Origin of the sequence: Halarchaeum nitratireducens, from assembly GCF_017874695.1 — an archaeon.
Classification (GTDB): Archaea; Halobacteriota; Halobacteria; order Halobacteriales; family Halobacteriaceae; genus Halarchaeum; species Halarchaeum nitratireducens.
This window is the reverse complement of record NZ_JAGIKY010000003.1, coordinates 65,697-79,264: the sequence shown is the minus strand read 5'-3', so window position 1 is coordinate 79,264 and position 13,568 is coordinate 65,697. Positions and strand designations below refer to the sequence as shown.

15 protein-coding genes are annotated in these 13,568 nt (G+C 71.2%); 10 read left to right on the top strand and 5 right to left on the bottom strand.

The window, feature by feature from the left end; translation table 11 throughout:
• Positions 1 to 11: 11 nt before the first annotated feature.
• Positions 12 to 1,256, bottom strand: a complete 1,245-nt coding sequence (locus J2754_RS04105) for an HD domain-containing protein (protein ID WP_188878020.1) — start codon at positions 1,254 to 1,256, stop codon at positions 12 to 14.
• Here J2754_RS04105 and J2754_RS04100 point away from each other — a divergent pair.
• The 5 genes from J2754_RS04100 to asd all read left to right on the top strand — a co-directional run bounded on the left by J2754_RS04100 (position 1,155) and on the right by asd (position 5,497).
• Positions 1,155 to 2,183, top strand: coding sequence for a DUF7537 family lipoprotein (locus tag J2754_RS04100; RefSeq protein ID WP_425350959.1), 1,029 nt, complete (start codon positions 1,155 to 1,157; stop codon positions 2,181 to 2,183). The genes J2754_RS04105 and J2754_RS04100 overlap by 102 nt on opposite strands.
• 74 nt (positions 2,184 to 2,257) lie before the next feature.
• The gene (locus J2754_RS04095; RefSeq protein WP_188878017.1) at positions 2,258 to 3,379 is read left to right on the top strand and encodes a 2-phospho-L-lactate transferase CofD family protein; all 1,122 of its coding nucleotides are present in this window, start codon (positions 2,258 to 2,260) and stop codon (positions 3,377 to 3,379) included.
• The gene (locus J2754_RS04090; RefSeq protein WP_188878015.1) at positions 3,372 to 4,214 is read left to right on the top strand and encodes a tRNA-dihydrouridine synthase; all 843 of its coding nucleotides are present in this window, start codon (positions 3,372 to 3,374) and stop codon (positions 4,212 to 4,214) included. Before J2754_RS04095 ends, J2754_RS04090 begins: the two co-directional genes overlap by 8 nt.
• Before the next feature lie 23 nt (positions 4,215 to 4,237).
• Positions 4,238 to 4,417, top strand: a complete 180-nt coding sequence (locus J2754_RS04085; protein WP_188869039.1) for a 30S ribosomal protein S17e — start codon at positions 4,238 to 4,240, stop codon at positions 4,415 to 4,417.
• A gap of 48 nt (positions 4,418 to 4,465) precedes the next feature.
• Positions 4,466 to 5,497, top strand: coding sequence for an aspartate-semialdehyde dehydrogenase (asd, locus tag J2754_RS04080; protein ID WP_211086755.1), 1,032 nt, complete (start codon positions 4,466 to 4,468; stop codon positions 5,495 to 5,497).
• 3 nt (positions 5,498 to 5,500) lie between these two features.
• Here asd and J2754_RS04075 read toward each other — a convergent pair whose 3' ends face one another.
• Positions 5,501 to 5,743 carry a hypothetical protein gene (locus J2754_RS04075; protein ID WP_188878012.1) on the bottom strand — a complete coding sequence of 81 codons (243 nt, stop codon included), beginning with the start codon at positions 5,741 to 5,743 and terminating at the stop codon, positions 5,501 to 5,503.
• Positions 5,744 to 5,930: 187 nt separating this feature from the next.
• Here J2754_RS04075 and J2754_RS04070 point away from each other — a divergent pair, with 187 nt between their 5' ends.
• Entirely contained in the window at positions 5,931 to 6,071 is a 141-nt protein-coding gene (locus tag J2754_RS04070) for a hypothetical protein (protein WP_211086864.1), read from the top strand.
• Positions 6,072 to 6,482: 411 nt separating this feature from the next.
• On the opposite strand, the gene J2754_RS04065 is transcribed toward J2754_RS04070, so the two are convergent.
• A complete protein-coding gene (locus J2754_RS04065) occupies positions 6,483 to 7,211 on the bottom strand; it encodes a universal stress protein (RefSeq protein ID WP_211086754.1) in 729 nt (242 codons plus the stop codon).
• A gap of 1 nt (position 7,212) precedes the next feature.
• The gene (locus J2754_RS04060) at positions 7,213 to 8,655 is read right to left on the bottom strand and encodes an APC family permease (protein ID WP_211086753.1); all 1,443 of its coding nucleotides are present in this window, start codon (positions 8,653 to 8,655) and stop codon (positions 7,213 to 7,215) included.
• A 124-nt stretch (positions 8,656 to 8,779) separates the two neighbouring features.
• Here J2754_RS04060 and hisD point away from each other — a divergent pair, with 124 nt between their 5' ends.
• From hisD to J2754_RS04040, 4 genes are all read left to right on the top strand, one after another.
• On the top strand, positions 8,780 to 10,057 hold the full coding sequence (hisD, locus tag J2754_RS04055) for a histidinol dehydrogenase (protein WP_188878434.1): 1,278 nt from the start codon (positions 8,780 to 8,782) through the stop codon (positions 10,055 to 10,057).
• Between the two features lie 181 nt (positions 10,058 to 10,238).
• A complete protein-coding gene (locus tag J2754_RS04050) occupies positions 10,239 to 11,969 on the top strand; it encodes a histidine kinase N-terminal 7TM domain-containing protein (RefSeq protein ID WP_211086751.1) in 1,731 nt (576 codons plus the stop codon).
• A gap of 136 nt (positions 11,970 to 12,105) precedes the next feature.
• The gene (locus tag J2754_RS04045; RefSeq protein WP_188878006.1) at positions 12,106 to 12,471 is read left to right on the top strand and encodes a HesB/IscA family protein; all 366 of its coding nucleotides are present in this window, start codon (positions 12,106 to 12,108) and stop codon (positions 12,469 to 12,471) included.
• A 27-nt stretch (positions 12,472 to 12,498) separates the two neighbouring features.
• Positions 12,499 to 13,137, top strand: a complete 639-nt coding sequence (locus tag J2754_RS04040; RefSeq protein WP_211086750.1) for a hypothetical protein — start codon at positions 12,499 to 12,501, stop codon at positions 13,135 to 13,137.
• A gap of 217 nt (positions 13,138 to 13,354) precedes the next feature.
• On the opposite strand, the gene J2754_RS04035 is transcribed toward J2754_RS04040, so the two are convergent.
• A complete protein-coding gene (locus tag J2754_RS04035; protein ID WP_188878003.1) occupies positions 13,355 to 13,555 on the bottom strand; it encodes a dodecin in 201 nt (66 codons plus the stop codon).
• Positions 13,556 to 13,568: the final 13 nt, after the last annotated feature.

Below are 13,568 nucleotides of genomic sequence, written 5' to 3'. Positions count from 1 at the left end.
GGTACATCGGTTTAGTTCTCCCCGAAGTCACCGAGGTTGTACTGGCCGCGCGTCGTCTCGTTGACGAGCGCGCCGTCGATGTCGAGACCGAGGACGTCGACGGCGGCGCGGCCGACGGCGTCCACCTCGTCGGGGGGCGCGTAGACGCCGAGGCGCCACTGTTCGCGCTGGGCCATCTGGAGCGCGCGCACGAGCGTCGACTGCTCGTCGAGCCGCCGGACCTCCCCGTTGACGAGGACGCGCGAGTCGGATTCGCGCATCGTCGGGCGCTCGCGGACGTCGAGGAGGACCGCGTCGCGGTCCACGCCGGCCCGGGCGGCGATCTCGCGCTCGTACCCGCGGACCTCGCCCCCGTCGGCGTCGAGGACGGGGTCGTCCGCGAACGGATCGTCCGCGACGTCGGCCATCTCCGCCCAGACGGCGCGCTTGTAGAGGTCGCGTCGATCGAGGCGTCGGGCGAAGGCGGCGCTCGCGTCGCGGTCGCGGAGCGCCGTCCGGAGCGCGGGATCGTCCATCCGGCGGAGGGTCTCGGGCGTCGTCTCCGTGGTCGCCAGCAGGCGCTCGGCGGCGCGGCGGAGCATCGCCGTCGAGATCCGCGCGACGTGGTGGTTGTAGACGGTCGGGTTCATCAGGGCGCGCGCGAGCAGGAGCGATTCGGCGCTCTGAACGTTCCCCTCGTCGAGCACGAGTGCGCCGTCGTGGCGGGTGAGCGCGCGCACGAGACGCCCGTGGTCGATCGTCCCGTACGGGACGCCGGTGTGGTGGGCGTCGCGCACGAGGTAGTCCATGCGGTCCACGTCGAGTTCGCCCGCGACGATCCCCGCGAGGTCGCCCTCGCCGCGCACCATCGCCGCGACGCGCGCGGGATCGAGGCCGTGCTCATCGAGGACGCGGGCGACGTCCCCCGAGCCGAGCAGGTCGTCGACGTCGTCGTGGTACTTCCCGGTCCGGTCGTGGATCAGGTCCTCGATCGCGTGGCTGAACGGGCCGTGGCCGGCATCGTGGAGGATCGCGGCGGCGCGAACGCGTTTCGCCCGGGCGCCGTCCACGTCGAGGCTGTCGAGCGCCTCGCGGGCGAGGTGGTAGACCCCGAGGCTGTGCTCGAAGCGGGTGTGGTTCGCGGCGGGGTAGACGAGGCTCGCGGTGCCGAGCTGGTGGACGCGCCGGAGGCGCTGGACGGGCGGCGTATCGAGGAGGGCGGCCGCGACGCCGCGCACCTCGATGTGGTCGTGGACGCTGTCCTTGATCGTCGTCACGGTCGGTGGTTCGCGCGCCGCCCTACAAAAACGGCCGGGGGCGTGCGACGGATCGACAGCTTATACCGGAGGGCGTCCCGACTTCCGGGCGTGCGCCACAGGAAAGTGTTTGCCGCTCTCTGTCTCGTCGCGCTAGTGGCCCTCGCGGGCTGTAGCGCGATCTCCGGTCCGCAAGGGACGAGCGGCGACGCGACGACCGCCCAGCCCTACCAGACGCCGCTGAACGGAACGCAGATCGACCGGGTACACGCCGACGCGGTCCGCGACGCGGGGAGCTTCACCTACCGCGTTCAGTCGAACGCCAGCTACGCGAGCGGCCAGTCCGCCTCGCGTCTGACCGCGGTGCGCGCGGACCTCGACACGAACGCGTACTCCCTGCGAATCATGCAGGGAGCGCGGGACAGTCAGGTGTATCAGGGACCGAACGGGACCGCCTACACCCGCATCGCCACCGGCAACCGCACGGCGTTCGCGCAGGGCGCGTTGCGCTCGGCGAACGCGAGCGCGTACGCGTCGCCCGGTGTGGCCTCGGTCACGGAGCGCACGAACTTCACGTACGACGGGACGACGACGTTCGACGGATCGACGCTCCACACGTACGTCGCGCACCCCGAGACGCTGCCGATCGCGAACACCTCCGCCTTCGGGAACGCCAGCGAGGCGAACGTCACCGTCCAGCTCGGCATCACGAGCGACGGGGTCGTGAAGCGCCAGCAGTTCCACGTGTCGACCGAACAGGCCACGCTCGACTCGACGCGGACCTACACCGCGATCGGCTCGACCGATCCGACGCCCGCGTGGCTGAGTCAGGCCGAACAGCGCTTCGCCAACGAGACGGCGAGCAACGAAACGACGACTTCGACGTCCGCGACTGCGACCGAGACGTCGACGAGCAGCGATACGACGACCACGACGACGACCGCGTGATCGCGGAGTAGTCACCGCGCTCGTCGCCCACCGCTGACGCAAGCGTTTACCGCTCGCCGTTCCTCTCGGGATCCATGCCGACGTTCCTCTCCGGGGGGACCGGGACCCCCAAGCTCCTCGCCGGCGCGGCCGAGATCTTCGACCCGGCGGAGACGACGGTGGTCGCCAACACGGGCGACGACGTCGAACTCGGTGGCGTCCTCGTCTCGCCGGACCTCGACACGGTGCTCTTCGATCGCGGCGGCGTCCTCGACCGGGAGTTCTGGTGGGGGATCGAGGGCGACACCCACGAGACGCACGACGAGCTCGACTCGCTCGCGGAGCGCGCGGGCCTCGATTCGGGGCCGCGCTACCTCGACGCCGAGGCGCAGACCGCGGGCCGCGACGTCGCGCGCTGGCGGCGCTTCTCCGGGGCGCGCGAGTTCATGACGATCGGCGATCGGGACCGCGCCGTCCACCTCTTACGGACGAGCCTCCTCGACGAGGGCAAGAGCCTCACGGAGGTCACGCGGACGCTCGCGGACGCCTTCGACCTCGATCTCACCCTCCTCCCGATGAGCGACGACCCGGTGGCGACGCTGATCCACGCGTCGCGCAGCGACGCGGACCGCGCGAACGGCGACGCCGTGAGCCACGCGGCCGACCGAAGCGAGGCTGCACACAGCGCGAGCGGTGACACCGCGAGCGACGCGTCGCACGGCGACGCGCGGGGGACCGGCGATGAGGTCATGCACTTCCAGGAGTTCTGGGTGGACCGGCGCGCCGACGTCGACGTCGCGGCCGTGGAGTTCCGCGGCGCTGACGAGGCCGAACCGACCGACGCGGTGCGCGAGGCGCTCCGCGAGCCCGTGATCGTCGGGCCGTCGAACCCCGTGACGAGCCTCGGACCGCTGCTCGCCCTCGACGGCGTGCGCGAGGCGCTCCGCGAGACGCCCGTGGTCGCCGTCTCGCCGTTCGTGGAGGACGAGGTGTTCAGCGGACCGGCGGACGACCTCATGCGCGCGACGGGCCGCGAGCCCAGCACGGCGGGCGTCGCCGAGGCCTACGACTTCGCGGACGCGTTCGTGCTCGATACCGAGGACGGGACGGCGCTCGATCGGCCGGTCGTCCGCACGGACACGCGCATGGACGACGACGCGGACGCGGCGCGCGTCGCTCGCGCCTGCGCGGACGCGCTGGAGGCCGTCGATGGGTGAGTCGGACGCGGAGACGGACGCGAACGCGGACCGAGATACCGGCGCGGACTTCCGCCCGCAGGTCGCGCTCGCCAGCCTCTCCGGGGAGGCGGACGCCGAGTGGGCGCGCGACGCGAGCGGCGAGGCCGGCCTCGCGTTCCTCGGCGGGATCGCGGTCGACGACCCCACCAGAGCGGCGGCGGAGCGCATGGTCGCCGACCGGAACCGAGAGGAGTTCCTGCCGGACGATCCCGTGGCGTTCGTCGCCGACGAGCTCGAACGCCTCGCGGACGCACCGATCGACGCGGGGGTGAACGTCCGTGCGACGACGCCGGAGGCGATCCGCCCCGTCGCCCGCGTCTGCGCGGCGCGCGACGCGCTCCTGGAGGTGAACGCGCACTGTCGCCAATCCGAGATGTGCGCGGCGGGCGCGGGCGAGACGCTGCTCGCGGACACCGATCGGCTGTGTGACATCGTCGCGGCGGCGAGCGACGAAGGCGCGACGACGAGCGTGAAGGTCCGCGCGGCGGTGTCGGGCGTCGATCTGCCGGCGCTCGCGGGCGCCCTCGACGAGGCGGGCGCGACCGTCCTGCACGTCGACGCGATGGACGCGGAGGGCGTCGTGGCGAGCGTCCGCGCGGCCTTCGACGGGGTCCTGATCGCCAACAACGGCGTGCGGGACCGTGAGACGGTGCGCGAGTACCTCGCGTACGGCGCGGACGCGGTCTCGATCGGTCGGCCGAGCGACGACTCGATGGTGCGCGCGCGGGTACGCAACGCCGTCACCGAGTGGTTCGCGGACGCGCGGGGGCGGTCGGCGGGAGTCGGCGGGAGAGTCGAAGACAGAACGTTTTAACGCTCCCCGGTCGAACTGCGACCATGGCCATCAAGCCCGACTACGTCAAGAAGACGGGGAACATCCTCCTCGAACGATACCCGGACGCGTTCAGCCGTCAGGACTTCGAGCACAACAAGGACGCGGTCTCCGAGCTCACGAACATCGAGTCCAAGGAGGTCCGCAACCGGATCGCGGGCTACATCACGCACAAGCGGAACTGAGCGTCCAAACCGAAGCCACTTTGTCGTCCTCACGTCTTCTGTGAGGTAATGACACGCGTTGCCGTACTCGGAGCGACTGGTGCCGTCGGACAGCGGTTCATCCAGTTGCTCTCCGAGCACCCGACGTTCGAGATCGCCGCCCTGACCGCCTCGGCCGAGTCGGCCGGGAGCCCCTACCACGAGGCCGCGAAGTGGCGCGTCGACACGCCGATCCCGGACGCGGTCGCGGACGTCGACGTCGTCGAGACGACGCCCGCGGCCGTCCCCGACGACGTCGATCTGATCTTCTCCTCGCTGCCCTCGTCGGTCGCCGAGCGCGTCGAGTCGGACTTCTGCGAGGCGGGATACGTCGTCTCCTCGAACTCCTCGAACGAGCGCGCCGCCGACGACGTCCCGCTCGTCATCCCCGAGGTCAACCCCGACCACCTCGACCTCATCGACGTCCAGCGCGACGAGCGAGGGTGGGACGGCGCGCTCGTGAAGAACCCGAACTGCTCGACGATCACGATGGTCCCGACGCTCGCCGCGCTCGACGCCTTCGGGCTGGAGCGCGTGCACGTCTCCACCCTCCAGGCCGTCTCCGGCGCGGGCTACTCCGGCGTGACGTCCATGGAGATCCTCGACAACGTCATCCCGTACATCGGCGGCGAGGAGGAGAAGATGGAGACCGAATCGCGCAAGCTCCTCGGGGAGTTCGACGGGAGCCGGGTCCAGTGGCACGACGTCGAGGTGTCGGCCTCGTGTAACCGCGTGGCGACGCTCGACGGCCACCTGGAGAACGTCTGGGCCGAACTCGGCGACGATCCGACGGTGGCGGACGTCTACGATGCCTTCGACGACGCGGCGACGCAGGACCTCCCGAGCGCGCCCGATCCGCTGATCGAGTCCTTCGACGAACCGGATCGCCCGCAGCCGCGCCTCGATCGGTTCCTCGGGGACGGCATGGCGGTCGCGGCCGGCGGCGTGCAGGAGACGCCCGCGGGCGTCCAGTACAACACGCTCGCGCACAACACGCTCCGGGGGGCCGCGGGCGCCTCCGTCCTCAACGGCGAACTGCTCGACCGCGAGGGCTGGCTCTAGGCCCTACGCCACGCGCTCGAAGAAGTGGACGACGGCGTTCCCGTCCTCGTCGGGGACGTCGAGGTCGGCCGCGTCGCGTACTTCGACGGCCGTTATCTCGAACGTCGCACCCTGTACCTCGAAGGTGTCGCCGGGGTCCGCGACGCGCTCGTGGAGCGTCAGCGTCTCGATCTCCCCGGAGAGGAGCTTGCGCTTGAGGTAGTCGCTCGGTACGTACCGATCAACGTCGAGGACTTTCTGTTCCATACGCACTAGTACCGTGGCATACGTTATCAAGCTTTGCGTCGGGACGGGATCGGTGGACGAACGTCTACCGACGGTGCACCCGCCTGTCGCGTGAGTGAGAGCGCCACGAGCCTCGCCCGTACCCACGGCTGACACCGTCCTCGCCGGTAAGGCAAGGGTTTTTGGCGGGCATCGGCAACGTCGCGGTATGAGCGGCACCGTCCAACTCTCGTGCCACGCGAAGCTCGCCCGCGTGGTCCTCGACAACCGTGGGCCCCTCTCGCCCGCCGAGGTGGCGAGCGAGGCCCGTATCGACGAGGACGCACGCGACGTCGACGCGCGGGCGTAAGGCGGAGGCCTCAAACGCGCGCCCCGCGTAGGCCCTCTCGCGCGCCTCAAGTCCCCACCCGAGCCCGCCCGCTCCGGGCGCGATGACGCGTGGAGAACCCGGGCGCGCGGCATACACGCGGCTCCCGAGAGGGACCGCGCGCGTAGGGCACGTCACGCCCCCCGCGGGGCCCAACTGACCTCGCGGCGATCCTGCCCGGCACGAGGGTTTCCCGGCCGACGCGGCACGCCGCCCCGGGATGAGGCCGGTCGTTAGTGTTCCGGGCAGCACATTACGTCTCGTATAGCGTCCGCTCCGCGCACTGGCTACGGGTCCCGGAAGTCGGCCTCGCGTACGGGACGGGCGGGAATCGCGCGGCGACCGATTCCGATCGGTCGCACGAACGTCGGCGCCAGCGGACGGGTCGCGGTCTTACTCCGTCTCGCGGTCGCGGACGACGAGGACGGGCGCGACGGCACCGTCCGCCACGCGCTCGCTCTCCCCGCCGAAGAGCGCGGACCAGAGCGAGTCGTCGCCCTCGCCCATCACGATGACGTCGAAGTCGGCGGAGCGCACCACGATGTCGCGGATGGGCGACTCGGCGGCGGTGGTCTCGGTCGTGATCCGCGCGGCGTCGAGACCGCGCTCCCGGAGGCTCGAACGGGCGCGTTCGACGGTCGCCGCGGCGTCGAAGCCGTCGCTCTCGATCCCCCAGAGCGTCACGGTGCCCTCGCCGTCGGCGAGGAGCGTAGCGACGAGGTCCGCGAGGCGGTCGGCGTCGATCGCGCCGCGGAACGGGACGACCACGTCCGAGACCGCCCCCACGGGGTTCGGGAGGAGGACGGCGGTCGCGCCGACCTCGGTGGCGACGCGCTCGACGGTCTGCTCCCGATCGTGGGTGAACGCAACGCGCGTCTCGACGTCCGCGCCGTCGGCCGCCCGAAAGACGGCGGCGAGGTCCGAGACGGCCTCCTGTGCGCGGTCCTCGAACTGCAGACTCGCCTGTTCGGTCGGCGTTTGCTCCGGGAGGACGTGGTAACCGAGGACGACGACGTTCGCGGGCGCGAGGAACGCCGCGAGCGAGTCGCTGATCGACTCCCCTTCCAGCACCTCGACGGGGACGAGCACCGTCGGCGGTTCGCGGATCGAGAGATCTGACATGTTACAACACCCCCTTGAGCGTCACGTCGCTCGCGTAGTACTTGTACCACCCGGCGGCCGCGATCATGATGACGACGCCGATGACCTGGGAGGCGAGTTGCATGAAGAAGATGAGGCCGAAGCTCGCGAGCGCGCCGAGGCCCGCGACGAGCCGGTAGGCGGGCACGCGGAAGTCCGGGTCGTACCACTCGGGTTCGTTCCGACGCATCGCGACGAGCGCGACGCACATCAGCCCGTACATGACGAGGTGGAGGAACGACGCGACCTCGGCGAGCACCTCGGTCTCCCCGAGCGCGACGAGGACGAGCACGGGCCCGCCCGCCATCGCCAGCGCGACGTGTGGCGTCCCGTACCGGAGGTTCATGTGGCTGGCGAACGCCGGGATGAGCGCGTCCTTGCTGACGGCGAAGACGGCGCGCGACGTCGAGAGGATGGAGGCGTTCGCGGAGGAGACGGTAGCGAGGAGGCCCGCGAGGAGGATGGCGACGACGCCGGCCGTCCCGAGGAACTGATCCGCGACGCTGACGATGGCGGTCTCACCGGCGTCACGGAGCGCCGCGGAGCCCATCGCGCTGGTCGCCACGAAGATGGTTGCGACGTAGAGCACGCCGACGGCGAGGACGCTACCGACCATCGCCAGCGGGAGGTTCCGCCCCGGTTTCTTGATGTCGCCGGCGACGGTCGCGACCTGCGCGAAGCCGAGGTAGGAGGTGAAGACGAGCGCCGCGGTGGTGAACACGGGGGCGACGCCGAACGGCGCGAACGCCTCGGGCGTCGTCTGCGTCCCGAAGACGCCGATCGCGTCGAGGCCGCCGTATCCGAGGAAGGCGACGAGGATGGAGAGCAGGAGGCCGACGACGTAGTTCTGCAGCTTCGCGGCGTTCTCCGTCCCGACGAGGTTGAGGGCGGTGAGGAGCACGCCGAAGACGAGCGCGAGCGGCGTGATGACGCCGATACCGCCGATCGAGGTGCCGAGCCCGGCCTGCTGGAGCATCTCCGCCGCGTAGTTGCCGAAGCCGACGAGGTAGAACGCGGTGGCGAAGACGAGCCCGAGCCAGATGCTGATGCCGACGACCGCGCCCGGAAGCGCGCCGAGCGCCCGCGAGATGAAGTAGTACCCCCCGCCGGATTTCGGCATCGCGGTCGCCAGCTCGGAGGCGGGGAGGGCGACCAGCAGGGCGATGACGGCGCCGATGGTGAACGACCCGGCCGCCGCCGGCCCGGCGCGGCCCGCGGCGAGCCCCGGGAAGACGAAGATGCCCGCACCGATCATCGTCCCGACGCCGATCGAGAGCCCGCCGGCGAGGCCGATGGAGCGTTCGAGCTCCGTCCCCTCCTCCGTCACCGTCGTCTCGTCCGTGACTGTCTCGGGGTGACCCGTCCCCACCGGCGTCTCCCCAGCCCGATTGGCGTTCGATCCCCCGTTCCCGCGAGACGTGCCCATGATCAACTGACGCGGTTGCCGCTCGGAAGAAGGTGGTGGCCTCGGCGGGTGCGCGCCTCCGCCGTCCGCGTTCCGCGGTAGCGTAACGGTTTACCGCCGCCCGCCCGAGAGATCCGATATGACCATCGAAGCCGAGGCGCTCGCGGCTCTCGGGCCGGCGCGACGGCGCGCGCTGTTCGAGCGCGACGCCGGCATCGACGCGGTGCGCGACGACGTCCGCGACATCGTCTCGCGCGTCCGCGCGGAGGGCGACGCCGCGCTCCGCGAGTTCTCCAGCGAGTTCGACGGCGTCGAGGTCGGAAACGTCGACGTCACGGATCAAGCGGCGCGCGCGTACGACGACATCGACGACGACGTCCGCGAGGCGATCGAGACGGCGATCGGGAACGTCCGGGCGTTCCACGAGCGCCAGCTCCCCGAGGACTGGACGGAGACGGTCGACGGACGCGAACTCGGCCGTCGGTTCCGCCCGATCGAGCGCGTCGGCGCGTACGCCCCCGGCGGGGCGGCGACGTACCCGTCCAGCGTCATCATGACCGTGGTGCCCGCCAAGGTCGCGGGCGTCGAGCAGGTCGCGGTCGCGACCCCGCCCGCGGAGGAGATGCACCCCGTGACGCTCGCGGCCTGCCACGCGGCGGGCGCGGATCGCGTGTACGCCGCGGGCGGGGCGCAGGCCATCGCCGCGCTCGCCTACGGGACGGAGACCGTCGACCGCACGCAGCTGATCGTCGGGCCCGGCAACAAGTGGGTGACCGCGGGGAAGGCCGAGGTTCGCGGGGACGTCGAGATCGACTTCCTCGCGGGCCCCTCGGAGGTCTGCGTCGTGGCGGACGAGACCTGTGAGCCCGAGTACGTCGCCGCCGACCTGCTCGCGCAGGCCGAGCACGACCCCGAGGCGTCCGTGGTCGCCGTGACGGACGACGAGGCGACCGCGGAGGCGATCAGCGAGGCCGTCGCGGACGGGATCGCCGACCGGGAGCGAGCGGACGTCATCGAGTCGGCGCTCGACGCCGACGCCAGCGGCGTCTTCCACGCGCGCTCGATGAGCGAGGCCGTGCTGTTCGCGGAGGAGTACGCCGCCGAGCACCTCTCGATCCAAGCGGCCGACGACGAGGGGATCCTGGATCGGATCGACGACGCGGGGAGCGTCTTCCTCGGGCCGTACACGCCCGTCGCGGCGGGCGATTACGCGACGGGGACGAACCACGTCCTCCCGACGAACGCCGGCGCGCGCGTGAAGGGCGGGCTGAGCGTCGATACGTTCCTCCGCGCGAGCACCGTCCAGCGCCTCGATCGGGACGCGCTCGCGGACCTGCGCGACACCGTGACGACCCTCGCGAACGCGGAGGGACTGGAGGGACACGCGAACAGCGTCGACGCGCGCTTCGCGGACACGGAGTGACGCGAGACGCGCGTCGGTCACGGGCGGGCGCGCCGGCCGACGCCGCGCCGTTCGATCGCCGTTCTCGCCGCCGACGCCCGCGCCGCGTCCGAGCGCGTCCGTGCGCCCCGTCAGCGGGACCACACACGTCTGACGTGGGGACGCGTCCGCGTCGCGCCGGCGATCAGGAGGGGTCCCCCCGATGAACGCGCTCTCGCAGCCGGTCCCGCCGGTCGCCGTCGCGTCGGTCGCCGCGGCGGTCTCGCTGGCGGCGCTCACCGCGTACCTCCTCCCCCGCCGCGGTCGGCCGAGCGTCGACTGGCTCCTCGCAACGATCGCCACGCAAGCGGTTGGGTGTCTCGCGTACAGCGTGGGGCTGTTCGTCACCGCGCCGACGTGGCGCGTCGCCTTCGAGGTGGTGTGCGTCCTCGCGCTCGTGTGGCTCGGCTATCTCTTCCTCGGGTTCGCGCTCGAATACACGGGGCGCGTCGGCTCGCGGGGGTGGATGGCGTTCGCCGCCCTCGCCGTCGTCCCGGCGCTCGGGAGCCTCCTCCTCCTCACGTCGTCGTTCCACGACCTCTTCTGGACCGATCCCACCCCCGTCCGCGTCCTCGGCGTCGTCACGCTCGACTACACCCTCCGGTCGGGCGCGCTCGCCACCCTCGCGGTCGACATGGCGTACGTGGCCGTCGGCGTCTACCTGCTCGTCGAGACGATACTCAGCTACGGCCCGCTCTACCGGAGCGAGGCCGTCGCCGTCGCGCTCAGCACGGTCCCGCCCGGCGTCGGCGTCGCGGTGTGGGTCCTCGATCTCGGGCCGGCCTCGACGCTCATCTGGGCGGTCCCCCTCTCGGTGGTCCACGCGGGCCTCGACGCGTACGCGTTCGCCGGCAAGCAGCTGTTCGACGCCAGTCCGAAAGCCGGCCGGGTCGTGGACGAACAGGCGATCGACGCGCTCCCGGACCCCGTCGTGGTCGTCGACGACGCCGGCCGGATCGTCGACGTCAACGCCGCCGCGCTCGACGTCCTCGTCGACGGGGACGAAGCGGCGACGATCGGCCGCGACGCCGCGGCCGTCCTCACCGTCGACCTCGACGCGGTCCGGGACGGGGACGACCACTCGATCACCGTCACGACCGACGACGGACGGTACGTGTTCGCGGTCCACCGCTCGCCGCTCGTCTCGGGGGACGCCGTCGTCGGTCACACGCTGTTGTTCCGCGACGTCACCGCCGAGCGCGAGAACGAACAGCGACTGGAGGTGTTCAACCGCGTCCTCCGGCACAACCTCCGGAACAAACTGACGACCGTTCTCGGGTCGACCGCGGTCATCGAGGAGGAGGCCGACGACCCGAAGATACGGACGCTCACCGCCACCGCCCACGAGAGCGGGGCGGCGCTGGCCGCCATCGGCGAGAAGGCGCGCCGCTTCGATCGGCTCCGACGTCGCGACCTCGCTATCGCGGACGTCGCCGTCACGGACGTCGTCGCGGAAGTCGTCGAGGAGTTCGACGAGCGGGCGGCGATCACGGGGCGCGGACCCGACGACCTCGTCGTCGCCACCGACCGGCGACACCTCGCCTTCGCGTTGGAGAACGTCGTCGAGAACGCCATCGAGCACGCGATCGACTCGACGCCGTCCGTCGAGATCGACGCGTCGACCGCCGACGGCGACGAGTACGCGGTCGTCCTCGCGGTGCACGACGACGGACCCGGGATCCCGGCGGCCGAGGTCGAGGTGCTGACGAACGGGACGGAGAGCGACCTCGAACACGGGAGCGGGCTCGGGCTGTGGACGGTCGTCTGGTGTCTGCGTCGCCTCGGCGGCGACGTCACCTTCGAGCGGACCGACGACGGGACGACGGTCAGACTCTGGCTCCCGGAGACGACGCCGGTCGACGACCGCGGCGCTGAGCGAGTCGGACGATCGTGAAGCCGCCGCGGCGGGTCGCTGATCGGAGACGCACGCGCCTCCCGCGCGGCGTCGTTGTCCGGCCGCTCCGTCCGGGGTACCGGCGGATGGCCCATCCGACGCCACAGTTAACCATCTGGGCGACGTTGCCACGTGTATGAGTACGACTGCCGACAGCGGATCACCGGCCGAGACGGTCCGCGTGACGGAGGACGCCGCCGAGCAGGCGCTCTCGCTGCTCGACGGCGAGGGGCTGGACACGGACGTCGCGGGCCTGCGCCTCTTCGTCCAGCAGGGCGGCTGCGCCGGGCTCTCCTACGGGATGCGGTTCGACGACGCGCCCGAGGAGGACGACACCATCGTCGAGGCCCACGGCCTGCGCGTCTTCGTCGACCCGGCGAGCGAGCAGTATATCGCGGGCAGCCGACTCGACTACGAGAGCGGCCTGCAGGCCGCCGGTTTCAACGTCGAGAACCCGAACGTCGAGGCCGAGTGCGGGTGCGGCGAGTCCTTCCGGACCTGATTTAGGCGCGCTCCCCCTTTCGCGGGTATGCCCAGCACGCGCGCGGACGCCCTCGGAGTCGTCGCGGGCTACGCCGAGGCCGCCCGCCACACCCACGAGGGGACGCTCGAATCGTTCACGGATCGCCACGGTGCCGACTGTCGCGGCTATCGCTTCACCACGGTCGACGACGAGCCCTTCTTGGTGTACGGCCCGGCGAGCGCTGAGTACCTCTACGTCACCTCCCACCACTCGCCCGTCCAAGCGCTCGCCTTCGAACTCGGCGACGCCGACGTCGAGGAGTACGCGTCGCGGGACGTCGCGTACGAGGACGGCGACGAACCGGAGCGTCACGTCGCCGCGCGCGCCGTCGTCGACGAGGCCGACGGGATGCGTGAGGCCGTCGAGACGATCGAGGCGGAGTGCGAGACGACAGACGCGATCTACGAACCCCACTACACGCGCAACGGTGCGCTGGCGGACTTCTACGTCCACCGGCGACTCTTCCCCGGCGGGCGTTTCGCGGCCGAGGACTTCGACGACGCCGTTCGCGCCGTCACGACGACGGTCGCGCGGGCGTACCGCGCCTACTACTGCATCCTCGACCTCCCGGTGCTCGAAGGGAGAAGCGAGGCGGAGCCGCCGACGCGTCCCGACTACGTGAGCGGGGGTCGGGGGTTCGAGTAGCGCGCGGTTCCGAGGGATAGCGAGAAACCGCGGAAGGACGAGCGGGGGCACGACCCGTGAGTAGCGCGAGGACGAACATAGCGCGGGCTCGCGGAACGACGGACACAGAGCATGGGCGAAGCGTGAGTGGCGTGATTTAGACGGGGTAGCGCGGAGCCGTGAGCACCGAAAAGGGAGAAGGAAAAATCGGGGAAGGATGCGCGTCGCGTCAGCCGAGTCAGTCGTCGAGGCCGAACGCGACTTCGACTTCGACCTGATACTGGCGGTCGTCGTGCCCCTCGATGCCGACGCGTTGTTCGACGACTTCGGCCCACGAGACGTTGTCGAGCGTCTCCTCGGCTCGGTCGAGCGCGTCGTCGACGGCGTCGTCGAAGCTCTCGGTGCTGGTCCCGACGAGGTCGATCTTCTTGTAGACCATACCGATCTTTCAT